The sequence below is a fragment of the Citrobacter portucalensis genome, from assembly GCF_023374935.1.
Taxonomy (GTDB): Bacteria; Pseudomonadota; Gammaproteobacteria; order Enterobacterales; family Enterobacteriaceae; genus Citrobacter; species Citrobacter portucalensis.
The window spans coordinates 4,189,194-4,213,225 of sequence record NZ_CP092466.1 but is presented as its reverse complement, the minus strand read 5'-3'; the positions used below and the strand labels follow the sequence as shown (position 1 = coordinate 4,213,225).

At 52.9% G+C, this 24,032-nt stretch carries 21 protein-coding genes; 20 read left to right on the top strand and 1 reads right to left on the bottom strand.

Translation table 11 applies throughout. From position 1 onward, the window contains the following. Positions 1-67: 67 nt before the first annotated feature. A complete protein-coding gene (gene leuL / locus LY264_RS20465) occupies positions 68-154 on the bottom strand; it encodes a leu operon leader peptide (protein WP_048998978.1) in 87 nt (28 codons plus the stop codon). 654 nt (positions 155-808) lie between these two features. On the opposite strand from leuL, the gene leuO reads away from it, so the two are divergent. The 20 genes from leuO to lpxC all read left to right on the top strand — a co-directional run bounded on the left by leuO (position 809) and on the right by lpxC (position 24,019). Further along, positions 809-1,756 (top strand): transcriptional regulator LeuO, encoded by a 948-nt coding sequence (leuO, locus tag LY264_RS20460; RefSeq protein WP_020996231.1) that lies wholly within the window; start codon positions 809-811, stop codon positions 1,754-1,756. Positions 1,757-2,074: 318 nt separating this feature from the next. Then, on the top strand, positions 2,075-3,799 hold the full coding sequence (gene ilvI / locus LY264_RS20455) for an acetolactate synthase 3 large subunit (protein WP_071692313.1): 1,725 nt from the start codon (positions 2,075-2,077) through the stop codon (positions 3,797-3,799). A gap of 2 nt (positions 3,800-3,801) precedes the next feature. Further along, positions 3,802-4,293 carry an acetolactate synthase small subunit gene (ilvN, locus tag LY264_RS20450; protein ID WP_003829566.1) on the top strand — a complete coding sequence of 164 codons (492 nt, stop codon included), beginning with the start codon at positions 3,802-3,804 and terminating at the stop codon, positions 4,291-4,293. Between the two features lie 264 nt (positions 4,294-4,557). Further along, positions 4,558-5,562, top strand: coding sequence for a catabolite repressor/activator (cra, locus tag LY264_RS20445; RefSeq protein WP_003018794.1), 1,005 nt, complete (start codon positions 4,558-4,560; stop codon positions 5,560-5,562). A 613-nt stretch (positions 5,563-6,175) separates the two neighbouring features. Beyond that, positions 6,176-6,634, top strand: coding sequence for a division/cell wall cluster transcriptional repressor MraZ (gene mraZ / locus LY264_RS20440; protein ID WP_003018792.1), 459 nt, complete (start codon positions 6,176-6,178; stop codon positions 6,632-6,634). 1 nt (position 6,635) lies between these two features. Beyond that, a complete protein-coding gene (rsmH, locus tag LY264_RS20435; protein WP_003018789.1) occupies positions 6,636-7,577 on the top strand; it encodes a 16S rRNA (cytosine(1402)-N(4))-methyltransferase RsmH in 942 nt (313 codons plus the stop codon). After that, positions 7,574-7,939 carry a cell division protein FtsL gene (gene ftsL / locus LY264_RS20430; protein ID WP_006686695.1) on the top strand — a complete coding sequence of 122 codons (366 nt, stop codon included), beginning with the start codon at positions 7,574-7,576 and terminating at the stop codon, positions 7,937-7,939. The genes rsmH and ftsL overlap by 4 nt, the downstream gene beginning before the upstream one ends. A 15-nt stretch (positions 7,940-7,954) precedes the next feature. After that, positions 7,955-9,721, top strand: a complete 1,767-nt coding sequence (gene ftsI, locus LY264_RS20425; protein ID WP_003018783.1) for a peptidoglycan glycosyltransferase FtsI — start codon at positions 7,955-7,957, stop codon at positions 9,719-9,721. Next, positions 9,708-11,195 (top strand): UDP-N-acetylmuramoyl-L-alanyl-D-glutamate--2,6-diaminopimelate ligase, encoded by a 1,488-nt coding sequence (gene murE, locus LY264_RS20420; RefSeq protein WP_008786196.1) that lies wholly within the window; start codon positions 9,708-9,710, stop codon positions 11,193-11,195. The genes ftsI and murE overlap by 14 nt, the downstream gene beginning before the upstream one ends. Beyond that, entirely contained in the window at positions 11,192-12,550 is a 1,359-nt protein-coding gene (gene murF, locus LY264_RS20415) for a UDP-N-acetylmuramoyl-tripeptide--D-alanyl-D-alanine ligase (RefSeq protein ID WP_048227096.1), read from the top strand. Before murE ends, murF begins: the two co-directional genes overlap by 4 nt. Further along, the gene (gene mraY, locus LY264_RS20410; protein WP_003018774.1) at positions 12,544-13,626 is read left to right on the top strand and encodes a phospho-N-acetylmuramoyl-pentapeptide-transferase; all 1,083 of its coding nucleotides are present in this window, start codon (positions 12,544-12,546) and stop codon (positions 13,624-13,626) included. The genes murF and mraY overlap by 7 nt, the downstream gene beginning before the upstream one ends. Positions 13,627-13,628: 2 nt before the next feature. Further along, positions 13,629-14,945, top strand: a complete 1,317-nt coding sequence (gene murD, locus LY264_RS20405; RefSeq protein WP_032942364.1) for a UDP-N-acetylmuramoyl-L-alanine--D-glutamate ligase — start codon at positions 13,629-13,631, stop codon at positions 14,943-14,945. Continuing rightward, positions 14,945-16,189, top strand: coding sequence for a cell division protein FtsW (gene ftsW, locus LY264_RS20400; protein ID WP_003829529.1), 1,245 nt, complete (start codon positions 14,945-14,947; stop codon positions 16,187-16,189). Before murD ends, ftsW begins: the two co-directional genes overlap by 1 nt. Next, positions 16,186-17,253 carry an undecaprenyldiphospho-muramoylpentapeptide beta-N-acetylglucosaminyltransferase gene (murG, locus tag LY264_RS20395; protein ID WP_003829528.1) on the top strand — a complete coding sequence of 356 codons (1,068 nt, stop codon included), beginning with the start codon at positions 16,186-16,188 and terminating at the stop codon, positions 17,251-17,253. The genes ftsW and murG overlap by 4 nt, the downstream gene beginning before the upstream one ends. 51 nt (positions 17,254-17,304) lie before the next feature. After that, complete coding sequence (gene murC / locus LY264_RS20390; protein ID WP_003018763.1) at positions 17,305-18,780, top strand: UDP-N-acetylmuramate--L-alanine ligase; 1,476 nt, start codon at positions 17,305-17,307, stop codon at positions 18,778-18,780. Then, positions 18,773-19,693: a D-alanine--D-alanine ligase gene (locus LY264_RS20385; RefSeq protein ID WP_048227095.1), complete on the top strand. Its 921-nt coding sequence runs from the start codon at positions 18,773-18,775 to the stop codon at positions 19,691-19,693. The genes murC and LY264_RS20385 overlap by 8 nt, the downstream gene beginning before the upstream one ends. 1 nt (position 19,694) lies before the next feature. Further along, on the top strand, positions 19,695-20,528 hold the full coding sequence (gene ftsQ, locus LY264_RS20380; RefSeq protein ID WP_003018758.1) for a cell division protein FtsQ: 834 nt from the start codon (positions 19,695-19,697) through the stop codon (positions 20,526-20,528). Next, positions 20,525-21,787: a cell division protein FtsA gene (gene ftsA, locus LY264_RS20375; protein WP_003018755.1), complete on the top strand. Its 1,263-nt coding sequence runs from the start codon at positions 20,525-20,527 to the stop codon at positions 21,785-21,787. Before ftsQ ends, ftsA begins: the two co-directional genes overlap by 4 nt. Positions 21,788-21,849: 62 nt before the next feature. Then, positions 21,850-23,001 carry a cell division protein FtsZ gene (ftsZ, locus tag LY264_RS20370; RefSeq protein WP_003018753.1) on the top strand — a complete coding sequence of 384 codons (1,152 nt, stop codon included), beginning with the start codon at positions 21,850-21,852 and terminating at the stop codon, positions 22,999-23,001. 100 nt (positions 23,002-23,101) lie between these two features. Beyond that, positions 23,102-24,019: a UDP-3-O-acyl-N-acetylglucosamine deacetylase gene (gene lpxC / locus LY264_RS20365; RefSeq protein ID WP_006686706.1), complete on the top strand. Its 918-nt coding sequence runs from the start codon at positions 23,102-23,104 to the stop codon at positions 24,017-24,019. The last annotated feature ends 13 nt before the right edge of the window (positions 24,020-24,032 follow it).

The following is a 24,032-nucleotide window of genomic DNA, read 5'->3' as shown; positions in this document are numbered from 1 at the left end:
GGCGCCTTGCTTCGAGCATAAAAAAACCCGCGCAACGGCGCGGGTTTTTGTCTTAACTGGAGCTGACTTAATGCTGAATGTCGTCCACCAGTCTACCGCGCAATGAAGATGCGTTTAGTAGTAGTAGACCGTTAAAACGAGCAATGTAAGTCATCAATTAAGCTCCAGGCGAATGCGATATGCTTTTAGTGGTACTGGATATGAAGACTGATGTCAACCCTCACCCCAGCAAATGCCTTACTCAAGGGGAGAAGTTTCTGCAAAACTTAAGCGAATTGTGCTGAATTTTTCGGAGTACATAAAATTAATCAGTTGATGGTTGTACATACTTTTCATGGTTTGACATATTTGAGCATAATTATTTGCATTTATTGTAACGGCGAACTGAAGAAAAGGTCGTTCTTGGGATTTCATATCTTTATGATTTATCTGTTTTTATAGTAATCGTGAATGGCTATGGACAGTGTAACACCACATAATTGATAAATTAATGTTAACTTTTAATGTATTAATAATATAAACATTTAATTAAAACTTAAATACGTATTCACGATACGTATGATTGTATATTCGCCATGCTTATGGTTATATTGTTTTTGAAATTTAAACATATGAATCACCGTGCAGTGACACCTGCCACACTGCGCTCGCATTGGTCTTTTGTTCATTTAGGTTTGTGCCTTTATGTTTTCCTAATTTTAATGTTTTTTCTTTTTCTCATCTTATATGTATGGTAAATCATATTAACGGAGATTATTTCTTCACTCCGTCTGGGAAAAGGGAGTTTAGAGTGACAGTGGAGTTAAATATGCCAGAAGTAAAAATAATAGATAAAACAAATATTATAGATATGGGGAAGCCACAGCTTCGCATGGTTGATCTTAATTTATTAACCGTCTTTGATGCGGTGATGCAAGAACAAAACATTACCCGTGCCGCGCATACTTTGGGGATGTCCCAACCCGCTGTCAGTAATGCGGTCGCGCGCCTGAAAGTGATGTTTAATGATGAGCTTTTTGTTCGTTATGGACGCGGTATCCAGCCGACAGCAAGAGCCTTCCAGCTATTTGGTTCTGTTCGCCAGGCATTGCAATTAGTGCAAAATGAACTGCCTGGATCGGGTTTTGAGCCAGCCAGCAGCGAGCGCGTATTCAATCTTTGCGTATGCAGCCCATTGGATAATATCCTGACGTCGTTGATTTATAATCGGGTTGAGCAAGTTGCACCAAACATTCATGTCGTATTTAAATCTTCACTAAATCAAAATACAGAGCATCAATTACGTTACCAGGAAACAGAATTCGTTATTAGCTATGAAGAATTCCGTCGTCCTGAATTTACCAGTATTCCGTTATTCAATGACGAAATGGTGTTAGTCGCAAGTAAAAAGCATCCGCGCATTAGTGGTCCGTTACTGGAAAGCGATGTCTATAATGAACAGCATGCGGTGGTGTCACTTGATCGCTTCGCATCATTCAGCCAACCATGGTATGACACACCGGATAAACAATCCTGCGTAGCTTATCAGGGCATGGCATTAATTAGCGTTCTTAATATTGTGTCGCAAACGCATTTGGTCTCTATTGCGCCGCGTTGGTTAGCAGAAGAATTTGCCGATTCTTTAGAACTACAGATCTTACCTTTACCGTTAAAATTGAACAGCCGCACATGCTATCTTTCCTGGCATGAAGCTGCGGGCCGGGATAAAGGACATCAATGGATGGAAGAGCTGTTAGTCTCCGTTTGTAAGCAGTAGCATTTGGCAGAGTAAACTGGGCAATACATCCTGTTTATTCTGCTTTTGTCTTTATAACTGAAATTTTATGCTGAACTCTATTTTTTACGTCTGTCCAAAAGTGTCAAAAAATAGAGTAATTGCTGTAAGTTCCCATTTTTAAGCGATTATTTATCATACTGATTGCTTATGTTGGTTTAATTCTCCGTTTATTCGCGTCTTTCCTCCTTTTTATTCTTATTTACTCCAGTGCCACCCCTTCGGAGTCAATTGCCATGCGTCATCGTCAGCGGTTAATGTGTTGTTAAACCGTAATTCATTATAAGAGTGAGGCAAGCCATGGAGATGTTGTCTGGAGCCGAGATGGTCGTCCGATCGCTCATCGATCAGGGTGTGAAGCAGGTATTCGGTTATCCCGGGGGGGCCGTTCTCGATATTTATGATGCGCTGCATACGGTCGGCGGTATTGATCATGTGCTGGTTCGCCATGAACAAGCGGCGGTACATATGGCTGATGGCCTTGCGCGTGCCACGGGAGAAGTGGGGGTCGTATTAGTTACCTCCGGACCGGGGGCGACCAACGCGATTACCGGAATCGCAACGGCTTACATGGATTCCATTCCGCTGGTGATCCTCTCCGGACAGGTCGCAACGTCGCTGATTGGCTACGATGCCTTCCAGGAGTGCGACATGGTAGGTATATCCCGCCCGGTGGTAAAACACAGCTTCCTTGTCAAACAAACGGAAGATATTCCACAGGTGCTGAAAAAAGCCTTCTGGCTGGCAGCAAGCGGTCGTCCTGGGCCGGTGGTGGTGGATTTGCCGAAGGATATTCTGAATCCGGCGAAGAAACTGCCTTATAGCTGGCCGGACTCGGTGAGTATGCGCTCGTATAATCCGACGACGACGGGACATAAAGGACAGATCAAACGGGCGCTACAGACACTGGTCGCGGCGAAGAAACCGGTTGTCTATGTGGGCGGTGGCGCGGTCAATGCCGCTTGCCATGAGCAGTTAGCTCAGATTGCTGAAGCGTTGAATCTGCCGGTTGTCTCCTCGCTAATGGGGTTGGGCGCGTTTCCGGCCACGCATCTTCAGGCGCTGGGCATGTTAGGGATGCACGGTACCTACGAAGCGAATATGACCATGCATCATTCCGATGTGATCTTTGCTGTCGGCGTTCGCTTTGACGATCGAACAACAAATAACCTGGCAAAATATTGTCCGAATGCGACCGTGCTGCATATCGACATCGACCCGACCTCTATTTCTAAAACCGTTACTGCGGATATTCCGATTGTGGGTGATGCCCGTCTGGTGCTGGATCAAATGCTCGAACTGCTGGAGCAGGAGAAATCACAGCAGCCACTGGATGATAACCGTGACTGGTGGCAACAGATTGAGCACTGGCGTGCCCGTCAGTGTCTGAAATACGACACGCAAAGCGAAAGCATTAAGCCGCAGGCGGTGATTGAAACCATCTGGCGTCTGACAAAAGGGGAAGCGTATGTGACCTCTGACGTTGGCCAGCATCAGATGTTTGCCGCACTTTATTATCCGTTCGATAAACCGCGTCGCTGGATTAACTCAGGCGGCCTCGGCACGATGGGATTCGGTTTACCTGCGGCGTTAGGGGTGAAAATGGCATTGCCGGATGAAACGGTAGTGTGCGTCACCGGGGATGGCAGCATTCAGATGAATATCCAGGAGCTGTCGACGGCGCTGCAGTATGAACTGCCGGTGCTGGTGCTCAACCTTAACAACCGTTATCTCGGCATGGTCAAACAATGGCAGGACATGATCTACTCCGGGCGTCACTCCCAGTCTTACATGCAGTCGCTGCCCGATTTTGTGCGCCTTGCTGAGGCTTATGGGCATATCGGTATCCAGATTAATCATCCAGATGAACTGGAGAGCAAGCTGGGTGAAGCGCTGGAGCATGTGCGTAACCATCGCCTGGTGTTTGTCGACGTCACCGTCGACGGCAGTGAGCATGTCTACCCGATGCAGATTCGTGGGGGCGGGATGGATGAAATGTGGCTAAGCAAAACGGAGAGGACCTGATTATGCGCCGGATATTATCAGTATTGCTGGAAAATGAGTCGGGTGCATTATCGCGGGTGATTGGCCTCTTCGCCCAGCGTGGATACAACATTGAAAGCCTGACCGTCGCGCCGACCGACGACCCGACCTTATCGCGGATGACGATTCAGACGGTAGGGGATGAGAAAGTCCTTGAGCAGATCGAAAAGCAGCTCCACAAACTGGTGGATGTTCTGCGCGTTAGCGAGCTGGGGCAGGGCGCTCACGTTGAACGAGAAATCATGCTGGTGAAAATCCAGGCCAGCGGTTATGGCCGGGAAGAGGTGAAACGCAACACGGAGATTTTCCGCGGGCAAATCATCGACGTGACGCCGTCTATCTACACCGTACAACTGGCGGGCACCAGCGACAAGCTGGATGCGTTTCTGGCAACCCTACGTGAAGTCGCCAAAATTGTGGAAGTTGCTCGTTCCGGTGTGGTGGGACTCTCCCGTGGCGATAAAATTATGCGCTAATCGTCAACCGTAGGCCTGGTAAGCAAAGCGCTATCAGGCCTCATCGTGGAGGTCATGCCGGATAGCGGCATAAACGCCTTATCCTGCCTGCAGGTAACGAACCCGCTTTCGCTGATGCTACCTGCTGCGCTTTTTTTTGCGAAATCAGCAGTAACCAGAGACAAAAGCGGTTGCCGCAGTCATTATTCTGCGCTTAGATGTTAAGAAGTTTAACCCATGCCATCTAAAAGGTTATGGTTTGTACATTTTACGCAAGGGGCAATTGTGAAACTGGATGAAATCGCTCGGTTGGCCGGCGTTTCGCGAACGACTGCAAGCTACGTTATTAATGGCAAAGCAAAGCAATATCGCGTAAGCGACAAAACGGTTGAAAAAGTCATGGCGGTGGTGCGTGAGCATAATTACCACCCGAATGCCGTGGCGGCCGGGCTGCGTGCTGGACGCACACGTTCTATCGGGCTGGTGATCCCGGATCTTGAGAACACAAGCTATACCCGGATCGCAAACTATCTGGAACGCCAGGCGCGTCAGCGTGGGTATCAGCTGTTGATTGCCTGCTCTGAAGATCAGCCGGATAACGAAATGCGCTGTATTGAGCATCTTTTACAGCGCCAGGTCGATGCCATTATTGTGTCGACTTCTTTGCCGCCTGAGCATCCGTTCTACCAACGCTGGGCAAACAGTTCATTCCCGATTGTGGCGCTGGATCGTGCACTGGATCGCGAACATTTTACCAGCGTTGTGGGTGCGGATCAGGATGATGCCGAAATGCTGGCAGAGGAGTTACGCAAATTCCCTGCTGAAACCGTCCTCTATCTGGGCGCGCTTCCTGAATTATCCGTCAGCTTCCTGCGCGAACAGGGTTTTCGTACCGCGTGGAAGGACGATCCGCGTGAAGTCCATTTCCTGTACGCCAACAGCTATGAGCGGGAAGCGGCTGCGCAGCTGTTTGATAAATGGCTGGAAACGCACCCAATGCCTCAGGCGTTGTTTACCACGTCGTTTGCCCTGTTGCAGGGCGTGATGGATGTGACCCTGCGTCGTGACGGGCAACTGCCGTCTGATTTAGCGATTGCGACTTTTGGCGATCACGAACTGCTCGACTTCCTGCAGTGCCCGGTACTGGCAGTGGCACAGCGCCATCGTGATGTCGCAGAACGCGTGCTGGAGATTGTACTGGCAAGTCTGGACGAACCGCGTAAACCAAAACCAGGTTTAACGCGTATACGGCGTAATCTGTACCGTCGCGGTATTCTCAGCCGTAACTAAGTTTCCTCAATTGATGACGTCGGTGGGATAAGCCGCTGACGTCTTCAATTTTTCTATTCTCAGAAATAACCGCATTATATTTAAGAATATTCTTTAGAATTATCTGAAATTCATTCTTGAATACCCCCGAATTAAAAATGCAACTATCCATTTTTGGGTTATTGATACGTAACGACGCGTTACGCTTGTATTATTTTGTTACATGCTTGTATGGATTTGCCGAATTAACAAACACTTTGCTCTCGTATTGCGGCTATCTGGGGCTTACCTCGGCTCTGCGCGGCGTACAGAGCGATTAACTGGTACTGTTAACTCGCTGCATATTGTCCTAAAATGCCGCTCGCGTCGCAAACTGACACTTTATATTTTCTTTGGATGATATTCAGTTGTTTTAAACAATGATGAGTTGTTGGATTTTTTTCTTACAAATATTCATGACGTTAATTTGCTTCGTTTGCTGTACGGAATTTGTTCAACGCTGATATTAGCCGTAAACAATGGGTTTTTTGCTCCGCTAAGCGCCGCGACTTGCTTGACAAGGTTTTCCTCCGCTCCGTAAACTCCTTTAAGTGGGAATTTGTGGGATAAAGTGGTAATTGGGGGTGAGACTGGCATGTTCCGGGGAGCAACGTTAGTTAATCTCGACAGTAAAGGGCGCTTATCCGTGCCTACCCGTTATCGGGATCAACTGCTTGAGAGCGCTACCGGTCAAATGGTTTGCACCATTGACATCCATCACCCGTGCCTGCTGCTGTACCCCCTGCCTGAATGGGAAATAATCGAGCAGAAGCTATCGCGTCTGTCGAGCATGAATCCAGTTGAGCGTCGCGTACAGCGCTTATTGTTGGGTCATGCCAGCGAATGTCAGATGGATAACGCTGGTCGATTACTGATAGCACCCATTCTGCGGCAACACGCAGGGCTAACGAAAGAAGTGATGCTGGTTGGGCAGTTCAATAAGTTTGAGCTGTGGGATGAAACGACCTGGTATCAACAGGTCAAGGAAGATATCGACGCTGAGCAGTCTGTTACTGGCGCGTTGTCGGAACGATTGCAGGATTTGTCTCTATAAAATGACGGAAAATTATAAACATACAACGGTGTTGCTGGATGAAGCCGTAAACGGCCTGAATATTCGTCCAGACGGCATCTACATTGACGGGACATTTGGTCGCGGTGGTCACTCACGTCTGATCCTCTCCCAGCTTGGCGAAGAGGGACGTTTACTGGCAATCGATCGCGATCCGCAGGCTATTGCCGTTGCAAAAACGATTACCGATCCCCGTTTCTCCATCGTACACGGACCTTTCTCTGCGCTGGCTGACTATGTCGCCGAGCGTGGACTGACCGGTAAGATCGACGGGATTCTTCTCGATCTCGGCGTTTCTTCACCGCAGCTCGATGACGCAGAGCGCGGTTTCTCGTTTATGCGTGACGGTCCGTTAGACATGCGTATGGACCCAACACGCGGTCAGTCAGCGGCCGAATGGCTGCAAACCGCCGATGAAGCAGACATTGCCTGGGTGATTAAAACCTTTGGCGAAGAGCGCTTCGGCAAACGCATTGCGCGCGCCATCGTGGAGCGCAACCGCATCGAACCGATGACCCGCACCAAAGAGCTGGCGGAAGTTATTGCAGCGGCAATGCCGGTGAAGGACAAATTCAAACATCCCGCGACCCGTACCTTCCAGGCGGTGCGCATTTGGGTGAACAGTGAACTGGAGGAGATAGAGCAGGCGCTAAAAAGCTCGCTCAGCGTGCTGGCTCCAGGTGGTCGCCTTTCGATCATCAGTTTCCATTCGCTTGAAGACCGCATTGTGAAACGCTTTATGCGTGAACAAAGCCGTGGTCCTCAGGTACCGGCTGGAATACCGATGACCGAAGCGCAGATCAAAAAGCTGGGCGGCCGTGAGTTAAGAGCACTAGGCAAGATGATGCCGGGTGAAGAAGAGGTAGCTGAGAATCCTCGTGCCCGTAGTTCAGTTCTGCGTATTGCAGAGAGGACGAACGCATGATCAGCAGAGTGACAGAAGCCCTCAGCAAAGTTAAAGGATCGATAGGAAGCAACGAGCGCCATGCCTTGCCTGGCGTGATCGGTGACGATCTTTTGCGGTATGGGAAGCTGCCACTCTGCCTGTTCATTTGCATTATTTTGACGGCGGTTACCGTCGTGACAACAGCCCACCATACGCGGTTACTGACCGCGCAGCGTGAGCAGCTGGTTCTGGAGCGAGATGCGCTGGATATCGAATGGCGCAACTTGATCCTTGAGGAGAACGCGCTCGGCGACCATAGCCGTGTTGAACGGATCGCAACGGAAAAGCTGCAAATGCAGCATGTCGATCCCTCACAAGAAAATATCGTAGTACAAAAATAAGGATAAACGCGACGCATGAAAGCAGCGGCAAAAACGCACAAACCAAAACGCCAGGAAGAACAAGCCAACTTTATCAGTTGGCGTTTTGCGTTACTGTGCGGCTGTATTTTGCTGGCACTGGGTTTTCTGCTGGGGCGCGTTGCCTGGCTGCAAATCATCGCGCCGGACATGCTGGTGCGTCAGGGTGATATGCGCTCTCTACGCGTTCAGGAAGTGTCTACATCACGCGGAATGATTACCGACCGCTCTGGTCGTCCGCTGGCGGTGAGCGTTCCGGTTAAAGCTATATGGGCCGACCCGAAAGAAGTACATGATGCAGGTGGCGTGAGCGTTGGCGAACGCTGGAGAGCGCTGTCAACCGCGCTGAATCTCCCGCTCGATCAACTGGCTTCCCGCATTAACGCCAACCCGAAAGGGCGCTTCATCTATCTGGCGCGTCAGGTAAACCCTGACATGGCTGACTACATCAAAAAACTGAAGCTGCCAGGTATCCACCTGCGCGAAGAATCCCGCCGTTACTATCCTTCCGGAGAAGTGACTGCTCACCTCATCGGCTTTACTAACGTCGACAGCCAGGGGATTGAAGGCGTTGAGAAGAGCTTCGACAAGTGGCTCACCGGACAACCGGGTGAACGTATTGTACGTAAAGACCGTTATGGCCGCGTCATTGAAGATATCTCCTCTACCGACAGCCAGGCGGCGCATAACCTCGCGTTGAGCATTGATGAGCGTTTACAGGCACTGGTCTACCGTGAACTGAATAACGCCGTGGCGTTCAACAAGGCGGAGTCAGGCAGTGCGGTACTGGTGGATGTGAATACCGGTGAAGTGCTGGCCATGGCCAACAGTCCGTCCTACAACCCGAACAATCTCACCGGTACGCCAAAAGACGCGATGCGTAACCGTACCATCACCGACGTGTTTGAACCGGGTTCTACCGTTAAACCGATGGTGGTGATGACCGCGCTGCAGCGTGGCGTGGTACGCGAAAATACCGTCCTCAACACTATCCCTTACCGAATTAATGGTCACGAAATCAAAGACGTGGCGCGTTATAGCGAATTAACCCTCACCGGGGTTTTGCAGAAGTCGAGTAACGTCGGTGTTTCCAAGCTGGCGTTAGCGATGCCGTCCTCAGCGTTAGTAGATACTTACTCACGTTTTGGGCTGGGAAAAGCGACCAATTTGGGGTTGGTCGGAGAACGCAGTGGCTTATATCCTCAAAAACAACGGTGGTCTGACATAGAGAGGGCCACCTTCTCTTTCGGCTACGGGCTAATGGTAACGCCGTTACAGTTAGCGCGAGTCTATGCAACGATCGGCAGCTACGGCGTTTATCGTCCACTGTCGATTACCAAAGTTGACCCTCCTGTACCGGGCGAACGTATTTTCCCGGAAGCGACCGTTCGTACCGTGGTGCACATGATGGAAAGCGTGGCGCTGCCGGGCGGCGGCGGCGTGAAGGCGGCGATTAAAGGCTATCGCATCGCTATCAAAACCGGTACGGCGAAAAAAGTAGGGCCGGATGGCCGCTACATCAACAAATACATTGCTTATACCGCAGGCGTTGCGCCTGCGAGTCAGCCGCGCTTCGCGCTGGTTGTTGTTATCAACGATCCGCAGGCGGGTAAATACTACGGTGGCGCCGTTTCCGCGCCGGTCTTTGGTGCCATCATGGGCGGCGTACTGCGCACCATGAACATCGAGCCGGATGCGCTGACAACGGGCGATAAAAATGAATTTGTGAATAATCAAGGCGAGGCAACAGGTGGCAGATCGTAATTTGCGCGACCTTCTTGCTCCATGGGTGCCGGGTGCACCGGAGCGAGCACTGCGGGAGATGACGCTTGACAGCCGTGTGGCTGCATCAGGTGATCTCTTTGTCGCAGTATTGGGTCATCAGGCGGACGGGCGTCGGTATATCCCGCAGGCGATAGCGCAAGGTGTGGCTGCCATTATTGCAGAAGCAAAAGATGAAGCTACTGATGGTGAAATCCGTGAAATGCATGGCGTTCCGGTCATCTATCTCAGTCAGCTTAACGAACGTTTATCTGCACTGGCGGGCCGTTTTTACCACGAGCCTTCTGAGAAAATGCGTCTGGTCGGCGTAACCGGGACTAACGGTAAAACCACCACCACCCAATTGCTGGCACAGTGGAGCCAACTGCTTGGCGAAACCAGCGCGGTAATGGGAACAGTAGGCAATGGCCTGCTGGGCAAAGTGATCCCGACGGAAAATACCACCGGTTCAGCCGTTGATGTCCAGCATGTGCTGGCGGGGCTGGCTGCGCAGGGCGCAACGGTTGGCGCGATGGAAGTCTCTTCACACGGCCTGGTTCAGCATCGCGTCGCGGCGCTGAAGTTTGCCGCATCAGTATTTACTAACTTAAGCCGCGACCATCTCGACTACCACGGCGACATGGAACATTACGAAGCCGCGAAATGGCTGCTGTATTCCACGCACCATTGCGGCCAGGCCATCGTCAATGCGGATGATGAAGTCGGTCGTCGCTGGCTGGCGAAACTCCCGGATGCGGTTGCCGTTTCGATGGAAGACCACATCAACCCGAACTGTCATGGTCGTTGGTTAAAAGCGGTTGACGTGAAGTATCACGACAGTGGGGCAACGATTCGTTTTACCTCCTCATGGGGCGACGGCGAAATTGAAAGCCGCCTGATGGGGGCGTTTAACGTCAGCAATCTTCTGCTGGCGCTGGCAACGCTGTTGGCACTGGGCTATCCGTTAGCTGATTTACTGAAAACTGCGACACAATTGCAGCCGGTTTGCGGGCGTATGGAAGTGTTCAGCGCGCCGGGTAAAACCACCGTGGTGGTTGATTACGCCCATACGCCAGATGCGCTGGAAAAAGCGCTGCAGGCGGCACGTTTGCACTGTACAGGCAAACTGTGGTGCGTCTTCGGCTGCGGCGGCGATCGCGATAAAGGCAAACGTCCGTTGATGGGCGCAATCGCCGAGCAGTTTGCAGATGTTGTCGTGGTGACTGATGACAACCCGCGTACCGAGGAGCCGCGTGCCATTATTAACGACATTCTGGCGGGTATGCTGGATGCCGGACAGGCGAAGGTGATGGAAGGGCGCGCAGAAGCTGTGACAAACGCCATTATGCAGGCGAAAGAAAACGACGTGGTTCTGGTGGCCGGGAAAGGTCACGAAGATTACCAGATCGTCGGCTCGCAGCGTCTCGACTATTCTGACCGCGTGACCGCAGCGCGTCTGCTGGGGGTTATCGCATGATTAGCGTAACGCTCAGCCAACTGGCGGAGATCCTCCAGGGCGAATTGAAAGGGGCCGATCTGACCCTTGATGCCGTAACAACCGATACGCGTAAAGTGACGCCGGGCTGCCTGTTTGTGGCGCTGAAAGGCGAACGCTTTGACGCCCACGATTTTGCCGACAAAGCGCAAGAGAGCGGGGCGGGTGCGCTGCTGGTCAGCCGCCCGTTGGACACCAACCTGCCGCAGCTGATTGTTAAAGATACGCGTCTGGCGTTTGGTGAACTGGCGGCGTGGGTTCGCGCTCAGGTTCCGGCGCGCGTTGTCGCGCTGACCGGCTCATCCGGTAAAACGTCCGTCAAAGAGATGACGGCTGCCATTCTGAGCCAGTGTGGTAACACCCTATATACCGCGGGCAATCTGAATAACGACATCGGCGTACCGATGACGCTGCTGCGCTTAAACAACGATTACGACTATGCCGTGATTGAGCTTGGCGCCAACCATCAGGGCGAAATCGCCTGGACCGTCGGCCTGACGCGTCCGGAAGCGGCGCTGGTGAACAATCTGGCCGCCGCGCACCTGGAAGGTTTCGGCTCTCTGGCGGGCGTTGCGAAGGCAAAAGGTGAGATTTTTACCGGCCTGTCTGCGAACGGTATCGCCATTATGAATGCCGACAACAACGACTGGTTGAACTGGCAAAGCATCATCGGCGATCGCAAAGTCTGGCGCTTCTCCCCGAATGTGGCCAACAGCGACTTTTCTGCGACCAACGTTCATGTGACCTCGCATGGCACGGAATTTTCTCTGCAAACGCCGACCGGAAGTATTGATGTCCTGCTGCCGTTGCCGGGTCGCCACAACATAGCCAACGCCCTGGCGGCGGCTGCGCTTTCTATGGCGGTAGGCGCGACGCACGAGGCGATCAAAGCGGGTTTGAAAGATCTGCAAGCGGTACCAGGACGTCTGTTCCCGATTCAACTCGCAGAAAATCAGCTGCTGCTTGACGACTCCTATAACGCGAACGTCGGTTCGATGACCGCAGCGGTGCAGGTGCTGTCTGAAATGCCGGGCTATCGCGTACTGGTCGTTGGCGATATGGCAGAGCTTGGCGCAGAAAGTGAAGCATGCCATGTACAGGTAGGTGTTGCTGCGAAAGCAGCAGGTATCGACCGTGTACTGAGTACAGGAAAACTGAGTCAGGCAATTAGCGACGCCAGCGGCGTTGGCGAACATTTTGCGGATAAAAGCGCGCTGGCCGCGCATCTTAAAGCATTGATTGCAGAACATCAGGTCATGACGATTTTAGTGAAGGGTTCACGTAGTGCCGCCATGGAAGAGGTAGTACGCGCATTACAGGAGAATGGGACATGTTAGTTTGGCTGGCCGAACATTTGGTCAAATATTATTCCGGCTTTAACGTCTTTTCCTATCTGACGTTTCGCGCCATCGTCAGCCTGCTGACCGCGCTGTTCATCTCTTTGTGGATGGGCCCGCGCATGATTGCCCGCTTGCAAAAAATGTCCTTTGGACAGGTTGTACGTAACGACGGTCCTGAATCGCACTTTAGTAAACGTGGTACGCCAACCATGGGCGGGATCATGATCCTCACCGCGATTGTTATCTCCGTTCTGTTGTGGGCATATCCGTCGAACCCGTACGTATGGTGCGTGCTGGTGGTATTGATTGGCTACGGCATTATCGGTTTTGTCGATGACTACCGCAAAGTGGTGCGCAAAGATACCAAGGGGTTGATTGCCCGCTGGAAGTACTTCTGGATGTCGGTGATTGCGCTGGGTGTAGCCTTTGCGCTGTACCTCGCCGGTAAAGATACCCCGGCTACCGAGCTGGTGGTGCCGTTCTTTAAAGATGTCATGCCGCAGTTGGGGCTGTTCTACGTGCTGCTGGCGTACTTCGTGATTGTGGGCACTGGCAACGCGGTAAACCTCACCGATGGCCTGGATGGTCTGGCGATTATGCCGACCGTGTTCGTGGCCGCGGGTTTTGCGCTGGTGGCATGGGCGACCGGTAACATGAACTTTGCCAACTATCTGCACATTCCGTATTTACGCCATGCCGGTGAACTGGTGATCGTCTGTACGGCGATTGTCGGTGCGGGGTTAGGCTTCCTGTGGTTTAACACCTATCCGGCGCAGGTCTTTATGGGAGACGTCGGTTCGCTGGCGCTGGGCGGCGCGCTGGGCATTATTGCCGTGCTGCTGCGTCAGGAGTTCCTGCTGGTAATCATGGGCGGCGTATTTGTTGTGGAAACGCTGTCGGTCATTCTGCAGGTTGGCTCCTTTAAGCTGCGCGGGCAGCGCATCTTCCGTATGGCGCCGATTCACCATCACTATGAACTGAAAGGCTGGCCGGAACCGCGCGTAATTGTGCGCTTCTGGATTATTTCGCTGATGCTGGTGCTGATTGGCCTGGCAACGCTGAAGGTACGTTAATCATGGCTGATTACCAGGGTAAAAAAGTCGTCATTATCGGTCTGGGATTGACCGGGCTGTCCTGCGTGGATTTCTTTCTGGCGCGCGGCGTGACGCCGCGTGTGATGGATACCCGCGCAACGCCACCTGGCCTGGATAAATTGCCGGAAGCGGTTGAGCGTCATGTTGGCAGCCTGAATGATGATTGGCTGCTGGCCGCCGATCTTATCGTCGCCAGCCCTGGTATTGCCCTGGCGCATCCTTCGCTGAGCGCCGCTGCTGATGCAGGGATCGAAATTGTCGGTGACATCGAGCTTTTCTGTCGTGAAGCGCAGGCGCCGATCGTCGCGATCACCGGTTCCAACGGGAAAAGCACCGTCACCACGTTGGTGGGAGAAATGGCGAAAGCGGCTGGTGTGAACGTGGGTGTTGGCGGAAATATCGGCCTGCCCGCGCTGATGTTGCTGGATGACGAACGTGAGCTGTATGTACTGGAGCTGTCGAGCTTCCAGCTGGAGACAACCTCCAGCTTACAGGCCGTAGCCGCCACCATTTTGAACGTCACTGAAGATCATATGGACAGGTATCCGTTTGGCTTGCAGCAGTACCGTGCAGCCAAACTGCGCGTCTATGAGAATGCGAAAGTGTGTGTGGTTAATGCCGATGATGCGCTGACCATGCCGATTCGCGGGGCGGATGAGCGCTGCGTGAGCTTTGGCATCAACATGGGTGACTATCATCTCAATCGTCAGCAGGGTGAAACCTGGCTGCGGGTGAAGGGCGAAAAAGTCCTGAACGTGAAAGAGATGACGCTTACCGGCCAGCATAACTATACCAACGCCCTGGCGGCGCTGGCGCTGGCGGATGCTGCGGGTCTGCCGCGGGCATCCAGCCTGAAAGCGCTGACTACCTTTACCGGTCTGGCGCATCGTTTCCAGTTGGTACTGAATCATAACGGTGTGCGTTGGATCAACGATTCAAAAGCCACCAACGTTGGCAGCACCGAAGCGGCGCTGAATGGTCTGCACGTTGACGGTACGTTGCACCTGCTGCTGGGCGGCGATGGGAAATCCGCCGACTTTATGCCGCTGCAACGCTACCTGACTGGCGACAACATTCGTCTGTACTGCTTTGGTCGCGATGGCGCGCAGCTTGCCGCTCTGCGTCCTGAGGTTGCGGAACACACTGAAACCATGGAGCAGGCAATGCGTCTGCTCGCACCGCGTGTGAAGTCGGGCGATATGGTGCTGCTGTCGCCAGCCTGCGCCAGCCTTGACCAGTTCAAGAACTTTGAGCAACGCGGTGACGTCTTTACCCGTTTAGCGAAGGAGTTGGGTTGATGCGATTCTCTCTCCCTCGTCTGAAAATGCCGCGCGTACCGGGACTGGGTGTCCTGGCGTGGATCTTCGCGGCACTTAAAGGCTGGGTGATGGCTTCGCGTGATAAAGACGCGGACAGCCTGATCATGTATGACCGCATGCTGCTGTGGCTGACTTTTGGTCTGGCAGCGATCGGTTTTGTGATGGTGACATCGGCATCGATGCCCGTAGGGCAACGCCTGGCAGGCGATCCTTTCCTGTTTGCTAAGCGTGACGCGCTGTATATCTTCCTCGCGTTCTGTCTGGCGATGGTGACGCTGCGTCTGCCGATGGAGTTCTGGCAAAAGTACAGCACGACGATGCTGATCGCCTCGATCATCATGTTGTTGATCGTGCTGGTGGTGGGGAGCTCAGTTAACGGGGCATCGCGCTGGATCGCGCTGGGTCCACTGCGTATTCAGCCTGCGGAATTCACCAAGCTGTCGCTGTTCTGTTATCTCGCTAACTACCTGGTGCGTAAAGTCGATGAAGTGCGTAATAACCTGCGCGGCTTCTTAAAACCGATGGGTGTGATTCTGGTGCTGGCAGTCTTACTGCTGGCGCAGCCTGACCTTGGTACGGTGGTGGTGCTGTTTGTCACGACGCTGGCGATGCTGTTTCTCGCTGGCGCGAAACTGTGGCAGTTCATTGCCATTATCGGCATGGGGATTTCGGCGGTGGTGCTGCTGATCCTTGCCGAACCGTATCGTATTCGCCGCGTAACCTCCTTCTGGAACCCATGGGAAGATCCGTTTGGCAGCGGCTATCAGTTAACGCAATCGCTGATGGCTTTTGGTCGCGGTGAGGTTTGGGGTCAGGGGTTAGGTAATTCAGTGCAAAAACTGGAGTATTTACCGGAAGCGCACACCGACTTCATCTTCGCCATCATTGGGGAAGAGCTGGGTTATATCGGTGTGGTATTGGCACTTTTAATGGTATTCTTCGTCGCTTTTCGCGCGATGTCGATTGGCCGCAAAGCGCTGGAAATTGACCACCGTTTTTCAGGCTTTTTAGCCTGCTCCATCGGGATTTGGTTTAGCTTCCAGGCCCTGGTAAACGTCGGCGCGGCAGCAGGCATGCTGCCAACAAAAGGTCTGACGTTACCGCTGATCAGTTATGGTGGTTCCAGTTTGTTGATTATGTCGACGGCCATCATGTTTTTGTTACGTATTGATTATGAAACGCGTCTGGAAAAAGCCCAGGCGTTTACACGAGGTGCACGATGAGTGGTCAACCGAAGCGGTTAATGGTGATGGCAGGCGGTACCGGAGGGCATGTGTTCCCGGGGCTGGCGGTCGCGCATCATTTAATGGCCCAGGGCTGGCAGGTTCGTTGGCTGGGCACCGCCGATCGTATGGAAGCGGACTTAGTGCCGAAGCATGGCATTGAAATTGACTTTATTCGCATCTCCGGTTTGCGTGGCAAAGGTGTCAACGCGCTGCTTGCCGCCCCCGTGCGTATTTTTAATGCCTGGCGTCAGGCGCGCGCCATCATGAAGCAGTTTAAGCCTGATGTGGTGCTGGGGATGGGCGGTTACGTGTCCGGCCCTGGCGGTCTGGCTGCCTGGTCATTAGGCATTCCGGTTGTCCTGCATGAGCAGAACGGCATTGCGGGATTAACTAACAAGTGGCTGGCGAAGATTGCAACGAAGGTGATGCAGGCTTTTCCTGGCGCTTTCCCGAATGCGGAAGTGGTGGGTAACCCGGTACGCACCGACGTTCTGGCGCTGCCGTTGCCCGAAGCGCGTCTGGCGGGGCGTGAAGGCCCGGTTCGCGTGCTGGTCGTCGGGGGATCTCAGGGCGCACGCGTATTGAACCAGACGATGCCGCAGGTTGCCGCAAAGCTTGGTGACGCGGTGACTATCTGGCATCAGAGTGGCAAAGGCGCGCAGCAAACCGTTGAACAGGCGTATGCCGACGCGGGACAACCGCAGCACAAGGTCACTGAGTTTATTGATGATATGGCAGCTGCCTACGCGTGGGCGGATGTTGTAGTTTGTCGCTCCGGCGCGCTGACGGTAAGCGAAATTGCCGCCGCAGGTTTGCCTGCGCTGTTTGTGCCTTTTCAGCATAAAGACCGACAGCAGTACTGGAATGCGCTGCCGCTGGAGAAAGCGGGCGCCGCCAAAATTCTTGAGCAGCCGCAGTTTACTGTGGATGCCGTCGCTAACACCCTTTCCGGGTGGTCGCGAGAAACTTTATTAACCATGGCAGAACGTGCGCGAGCCGCTTCCATTCCGGATGCTACAGAGCGTGTTGCTAATGAAGTGAGCCGGGCTGCCCGGGCGTAATTGTGGTGATGCCTTTTGCATCGCATGAACTAAGAAGTTAATGGCTAAAGAATGAATACACAACAACTGGCAAAACTGCGTTCCATCGTGCCCGAAATGCGTCGCGTTCGGCACATTCACTTTGTCGGCATCGGTGGTGCTGGTATGGGCGGTATTGCCGAAGTTTTGGCCAACGAAGGTTATCAGATCAGCGGTTCTGACTTAGCGCCGAACCCGGTGACGCAGCAGTTGACGAATCTGGGCGCCACGATTTTCTTCAACCATCGCCCGGAAAACGTGCGTGATGCGAGCGTGGTGGTGGTATCCAGCGCCATTTCTGCGGATAACCCGGAAATTGTTGCGGCGCATGAAGCGCGCATTCCGGTGATCCGTCGTGCTGAAATGCTGGCGGAGTTAATGCGATTTCGTCACGGTATCGCCATTGCCGGGACGCACGGTAAAACCACGACCACAGCGATGGTCTCCAGTATCTACGCGGAAGCGGGGCTGGATCCGACGTTTGTCAACGGCGGTCTGGTGAAGGCCGCAGGCGTCCATGCGCGTCTGGGTCATAGCCGTTATTTAATTGCGGAGGCGGATGAGAGCGATGCGTCATTCCTGCATTTGCAGCCGATGGTGGCGATTGTTACCAATATCGAAGCCGATCATATGGATACCTACCATGGCGACTTCGAAAATTTGAAGCAGACGTTTATTAATTTCCTGCATAACTTGCCGTTTTATGGTCGTGCGGTGATGTGCGTTGACGATCCGGTGATCCGCGAACTGTTACCGCGAGTTGGTCGTCAAACCACAACCTATGGTTTCAGCGATGATGCTGATGTGCGCGTCGAAGATTACCAGCAGATTGGTCCACAAGGGCACTTCACGCTGCTGCGTCAGGGGATGGCCGATTTACGCGTGACGTTGAACGCACCGGGCCGTCACAATGCGCTGAACGCGGCGGCGGCGGTAGCAGTTGCAACAGAAGAAGGCATTGAAGACGACGCAATTCTGCGCGCGCTGGAAAGTTTCCAGGGCACCGGACGACGTTTTGACTTCCTTGGCGAATTCCCGCTTGAGCCGGTAAACGGTAAAGCCGGGACGGCGATGCTGGTGGATGATTATGGTCATCACCCTACGGAAGTGGATGCCACGATTAAAGCTGCACGCGCGGGCTGGCCGGACAAAAATTTGGTGATGCTGTTCCAGCCGCACCGCTTTACGCGTACTCGCGATCTGTATGACGACTTTGCCAACGTGCTGACTCAGGTCGATGCACTGTTGATGCTGGATGTGTACGCCGCGGGTGAAGCCGCGATTCCAGGAGCCGACAGCCGCTCGCTGTGCCGTACGATCCGTGGTCGCGGTAAGATCGACCCGATTCTGGTTTCCGATCCGGCTCAGGTGGCAGATATGCTGGCGCCGGTATTAACCGGCAACGATCTGATTTTGGTGCAGGGCGCTGGAAATATCGGCAAAATCGCGCGTTCCTTAGCTGAAATCAAACTGAAGCCGCAAAACCCGGAGGAAGAACAACATGGCTGATAAAATCGCGGTCCTGTTAGGGGGAACCTCCGCAGAGCGTGACGTTTCGCTGAATTCCGGCGCGGCCGTACTGGCAGGGTTACGCGAAGGTGGTGTGGATGCTCATCCAATTGACCCAAAAGAGGTTGATGTCACGCTTTTGAAATCGATGGGTTTTCAAAAGGTGTTTATTGCGCTGCACGGTCGTGGTGGTGAAGATGGCACGTTGCAGGGCATGCTGGAGCTGGTTGGTCTGCCGTACACCGGTAGTGGCGTCATGGCTTCTGCGATTTCGATGGACAAACTGCGCAGCAAACTGTTGTGGCAGGGGGCTGGTTTACCGGTCGCGCCTTGGGTCGCATTGACCCGCGCTGAGTTCGAAAAAGGTCTTAGCGATGAGGTGGTTACGGAGATTTCTGCGTTAGGTTTGCCGCTGATTGTGAAGCCAAGCCGTGAAGGCTCAAGCGTAGGGATGTCAAAAGTTGAAGAAGAAAATGCTTTGCATGGTGCATTAGCATTGGCTTTTCAGCATGATGAAGAAGTACTGATCGAAAAATGGCTCAGTGGCCCGGAATTTACAGTTGCGATACTTGGTGAAGAAATTTTACCGTCAATACGTATCCAACCCGCGGGAACCTTCTATGATTATGAGGCGAAGTATCTCTCTGATGAGACACAATATTTCTGCCCTGCCGGTCTGGAAGTCGAACAAGAGGCCCGTTTACAGGAATTAGTCCTGAAAGCGTGGACCACATTGGGCTGTAAAGGTTGGGGTCGCATTGACGTCATGCTGGACAGCGATGACCAGTTTTATCTGCTGGAAGCGAATACCTCTCCGGGTATGACCAGCCACAGTCTGGTGCCGATGGCGGCGCGTCAGGCGGGCCTGAGCTTCTCGCAGTTGGTGGTAAGAATTCTGGAGTTGGCGGACTGATATGTCGCAGGCTGCGCTGAACACGCGAAACGGTGATGAAGAAGAAGTAAACTCCTCACGCCGCAATAATGGAACGCGTCTTGCAGGAATATTGTTCCTGCTGACAGTGCTGTGCACCGTGTTTGTCAGCGGCTGGGTAGTGTTGGGATGGATGGAAGATGCGCAACGTTTGCCTTTATCGAAACTGGTGTTAACCGGCGAACGACATTACACGCGCAATGACGATATTCGTCAGTCCATTTTGGCGCTGGGCGCTCCGGGAACCTTTATGACTCAGGATGTGAACATCATTCAGAGTCAAATTGAACGCCTCCCCTGGATTAAACAGGCGAGCGTCAGAAAGCAATGGCCCGATGAATTGAAGATTCATCTGGTTGAATATGTGCCCATTGCGCGTTGGAATGACCAACATATGGTGGATGCTGAAGGAAATACGTTCAGTGTTCCAACCGGTCGGGCCAATAAGCAGGTATTACCCATGTTGTATGGGCCGGAAGGCAGCGCAAGTGAAGTGTTGCAAGGGTTCCGCGATATGGGGCAGGTGCTGGCTAAGGATAGATTCACCCTGAAGGAAGCGGCGATGACCGCTCGTCGTTCCTGGCAGTTGACGCTGAATAACGATATTAAGCTGAATCTGGGCAGGGGCGATACGATAAAACGTTTGGCTCGCTTTGTGGAACTCTACCCGGTTTTACAGCAGCAGGCGCAAACCGATGGCAAACGGATTAGCTACGTTGATTTGCGTTATGACTCAGGAGCGGCAGTAGGCTGGGTTCCCTTGCCTCCTGAGGAATCTAATCAGCAACAGAATCAGGCACAGGCAGAACAACAATGATCAAGGCGACGGACAGAAAACTGGTAGTTGGACTGGAGATTGGCACCGCGAAGGTAGCCGCTTTAGTAGGGGAAGTTCTGCCCGACGGTATGGTCAATATCATTGGCGTGGGCAGTTGCCCATCGCGAGGTATGGATAAAGGCGGGGTGAATGACCTTGAGTCAGTGGTGAAGTGCGTACAGCGCGCCATTGACCAGGCTGAACTGATGGCAGATTGCCAGATTTCCTCGGTGTATCTGGCACTTTCCGGTAAACATATTAGCTGTCAAAATGAAATTGGTATGGTGCCCATTTCCGAAGAGGAAGTGACGCAGGAAGATGTGGAAAACGTGGTACATACGGCAAAATCCGTACGCGTTCGCGATGAACATCGTGTTCTGCACGTTATTCCGCAGGAATACGCCATCGACTACCAGGAAGGCATTAAAAATCCGGTCGGTCTTTCCGGCGTGCGTATGCAGGCAAAAGTCCATCTTATTACCTGCCACAACGACATGGCAAAGAACATTGTCAAAGCCGTTGAACGTTGTGGTCTGAAAGTTGACCAACTGATTTTTGCCGGGTTGGCAGCCAGTTATTCCGTGTTGACGGAAGATGAACGTGAGCTGGGTGTCTGCGTGGTGGATATTGGTGGTGGTACAATGGACATCGCCGTTTATACTGGCGGGGCGTTGCGCCACACTAAAGTTATCCCTTATGCAGGGAATGTAGTGACCAGCGATATCGCGTATGCCTTTGGTACGCCGCCAAGCGATGCTGAAGCCATCAAAGTGCGCCATGGTTGCGCGCTGGGCTCCATCGTGGGTAAAGACGAAAGCGTTGAAGTGCCAAGCGTAGGTGGTCGTCCACCGCGTAGCCTGCAACGTCAGACCCTGGCAGAGGTCATTGAGCCGCGTTATACCGAGCTGCTCAACCTGGTCAACGAAGAAATTTTGCAATTACAAGAACAGCTTCGCCAGCAGGGGGTGAAACATCATCTGGCGGCGGGGATTGTGTTAACCGGTGGCGCTGCGCAAATTGAAGGTCTTGCGGCCTGCGCACAGCGCGTGTTCCATACGCAAGTACGTATTGGTGCACCGCTGAATATCACTGGTCTGACGGATTATGCCCAGGAGCCTTATTATTCAACGGCAGTGGGGCTGCTTCACTACGGGAAAGAATCCCATTTGAGTGGTGAGGCTGAAGTTGAAAAACGCGTTACGGCATCAGTTGGCTCGTGGATCAAACGACTCAATAGCTGGCTGCGAAAAGAGTTTTAATTTTTAAAGAGACCAACGCACATTAACGGTCTCAGGCGACAGGCACAACGGAGAGAGAAACTATGTTTGAACCTATGGAACTTACCAATGACGCGGTGATTAAAGTCATCGGCGTCGGCGGCGGCGGCGGTAATGCCGTTGAACACATGGTGCGCGAGCGCATCGAAGGTGTTGAATTCTTCGCGGTGAATACCGACGCTCAGGCGTTGCGTAAAACGGCGGTTGGACAGACCATTCAGATTGGTAGCGGCATCACCAAAGGTCTGGGCGCGGGTGCAAACCCGGAAGTAGGCCGTAATGCGGCAGACGAAGATCGTGAAGCTCTGCGTGCAGCGCTTGACGGCGCAGACATGGTGTTTATCGCAGCTGGCATGGGCGGCGGTACCGGTACCGGTGCAGCGCCAGTGGTTGCTGAAGTAGCAAAAGATTTAGGTATTCTGACCGTTGCTGTCGTGACTAAGCCTTTCAACTTTGAAGGTAAGAAGCGTATGGCATTCGCGGAACAGGGTATCACCGAGCTGTCCAAACATGTGGACTCTCTGATCACTATTCCGAATGACAAGCTGCTGAAAGTGCTGGGTCGCGGTATCTCCCTGCTGGATGCGTTTGGCGCCGCGAACGACGTGCTGAAAGGCGCAGTCCAGGGTATCGCTGAACTGATTACTCGTCCGGGCCTGATGAACGTCGACTTTGCAGACGTGCGCACCGTGATGTCCGAAATGGGCTATGCGATGATGGGTTCAGGCGTGGCAAGCGGTGAAGACCGTGCAGAAGAAGCGGCTGAAATGGCTATCTCTTCTCCGCTGCTGGAAGACATCGATTTGTCTGGTGCGCGCGGCGTGCTGGTCAACATTACTGCGGGCTTCGACCTGCGTCTGGATGAGTTCGAAACCGTCGGTAACACGATTCGTGCCTTTGCATCGGATAATGCGACCGTGGTTATCGGTACCTCTCTGGACCCGGATATGAACGACGAACTGCGCGTCACCGTTGTTGCAACTGGAATTGGTATGGACAAACGTCCTGAAATCACTCTGGTGACCAACAAGCAGGTACAGCAGCCGGTAATGGATCGTTACCAGCAGCACGGCATGGCGCCGTTGACGCAAGAGCAGAAACCGGTAGCGAAAGTGGTTAACGACAATACGCCGCAAACCACCAAAGAGCCGGATTATCTGGATATCCCAGCATTCCTGCGTAAGCAAGCTGATTAAGAATTAGCTGGAATTTGGGAATTGTGGCTCTTTGTGCTAAACTGGCCCACCGAATGTATAGTACACTTCGGTTGGATAGGTAATTTGGCGAGATTATACGATGATCAAACAAAGGACTCTTAAACGTATCGTTCAGGCGACTGGCGTCGGTTTGCATACCGGCAAAAAAGTCACCCTGACATTACGCCCTGCGCCGGCCAACACCGGGGTCATCTATCGTCGCACCGACTTGAATCCTCCGGTAGATTTCCCGGCCGATGCCAAATCTGTGCGTGATACCATGCTCTGTACGTGTCTGGTCAATGAGCATGATGTACGGATTTCAACCGTAGAGCACCTTAATGCGGCTCTGGCGGGTTTAGGTATCGATAACATCGTTATTGAAGTTAACGCACCGGAAATCCCGATCATGGATGGCAGTGCCGCTCCGTTCGTTTATCTGCTGCTTGATGCAGGTATTGAAGAACTGAGCAGCGCCAAAAAATTTGTTCGCATCAAAGAGACCGTTCGTGTCGAAGATGGCGATAAGTGGGCTGAGTTTAAGCCGTATAATGGTTTTACGTTGGATTTCACCATCGACTTTAACCATCCGGCGATCGACTCCAGCACGCAGCGCTACGCGATGAACTTCTCTGCGGATGCGTTCATGCGTCAGATCAGCCGTGCGCGTACTTTCGGCTTCATGCGTGATATCGAATATCTGCAGTCCCGCGGCCTGTGCCTGGGCGGCAGCTTCGATTGTGCCATCGTTGTTGACGATTATCGCGTATTGAACGAAGACGGCCTGCGTTTTGAAGATGAATTCGTTCGTCACAAAATGCTCGACGCGATCGGTGACTTGTTCATGTGTGGTCACAACATTATTGGTGCATTTACCGCGTATAAATCCGGTCATGCATTGAATAACAAACTGTTACAGGCGGTCCTGGCAAAACAGGAAGCCTGGGAATATGTGACCTTCCAGGACGATGCAGAACTGCCGTTGGCGTTCAAAGCACCATCGACCGTACTGGCATAACGACATACGCTGT

Coding starts and splice junctions, on each gene's coding strand:
- leuL (WP_048998978.1), bottom strand. CDS start 154: ATGACTTACATTGCTCGTTTTAACGGTCTACTACTACTAAACGCATCT.
- leuO (WP_020996231.1), top strand. CDS start 809: ATGCCAGAAGTAAAAATAATAGATAAAACAAATATTATAGATATGGGG.
- ilvI (WP_071692313.1), top strand. CDS start 2,075: ATGGAGATGTTGTCTGGAGCCGAGATGGTCGTCCGATCGCTCATCGAT.
- ilvN (WP_003829566.1), top strand. CDS start 3,802: ATGCGCCGGATATTATCAGTATTGCTGGAAAATGAGTCGGGTGCATTA.
- mraZ (WP_003018792.1), top strand. CDS start 6,176: ATGTTCCGGGGAGCAACGTTAGTTAATCTCGACAGTAAAGGGCGCTTA.
- rsmH (WP_003018789.1), top strand. CDS start 6,636: ATGACGGAAAATTATAAACATACAACGGTGTTGCTGGATGAAGCCGTA.
- ftsL (WP_006686695.1), top strand. CDS start 7,574: ATGATCAGCAGAGTGACAGAAGCCCTCAGCAAAGTTAAAGGATCGATA.
- ftsI (WP_003018783.1), top strand. CDS start 7,955: ATGAAAGCAGCGGCAAAAACGCACAAACCAAAACGCCAGGAAGAACAA.
- murF (WP_048227096.1), top strand. CDS start 11,192: ATGATTAGCGTAACGCTCAGCCAACTGGCGGAGATCCTCCAGGGCGAA.
- mraY (WP_003018774.1), top strand. CDS start 12,544: ATGTTAGTTTGGCTGGCCGAACATTTGGTCAAATATTATTCCGGCTTT.
- murD (WP_032942364.1), top strand. CDS start 13,629: ATGGCTGATTACCAGGGTAAAAAAGTCGTCATTATCGGTCTGGGATTG.
- ftsW (WP_003829529.1), top strand. CDS start 14,945: ATGCGATTCTCTCTCCCTCGTCTGAAAATGCCGCGCGTACCGGGACTG.
- murG (WP_003829528.1), top strand. CDS start 16,186: ATGAGTGGTCAACCGAAGCGGTTAATGGTGATGGCAGGCGGTACCGGA.
- murC (WP_003018763.1), top strand. CDS start 17,305: ATGAATACACAACAACTGGCAAAACTGCGTTCCATCGTGCCCGAAATG.
- LY264_RS20385 (WP_048227095.1), top strand. CDS start 18,773: ATGGCTGATAAAATCGCGGTCCTGTTAGGGGGAACCTCCGCAGAGCGT.
- ftsQ (WP_003018758.1), top strand. CDS start 19,695: ATGTCGCAGGCTGCGCTGAACACGCGAAACGGTGATGAAGAAGAAGTA.
- ftsA (WP_003018755.1), top strand. CDS start 20,525: ATGATCAAGGCGACGGACAGAAAACTGGTAGTTGGACTGGAGATTGGC.
- ftsZ (WP_003018753.1), top strand. CDS start 21,850: ATGTTTGAACCTATGGAACTTACCAATGACGCGGTGATTAAAGTCATC.
- lpxC (WP_006686706.1), top strand. CDS start 23,102: ATGATCAAACAAAGGACTCTTAAACGTATCGTTCAGGCGACTGGCGTC.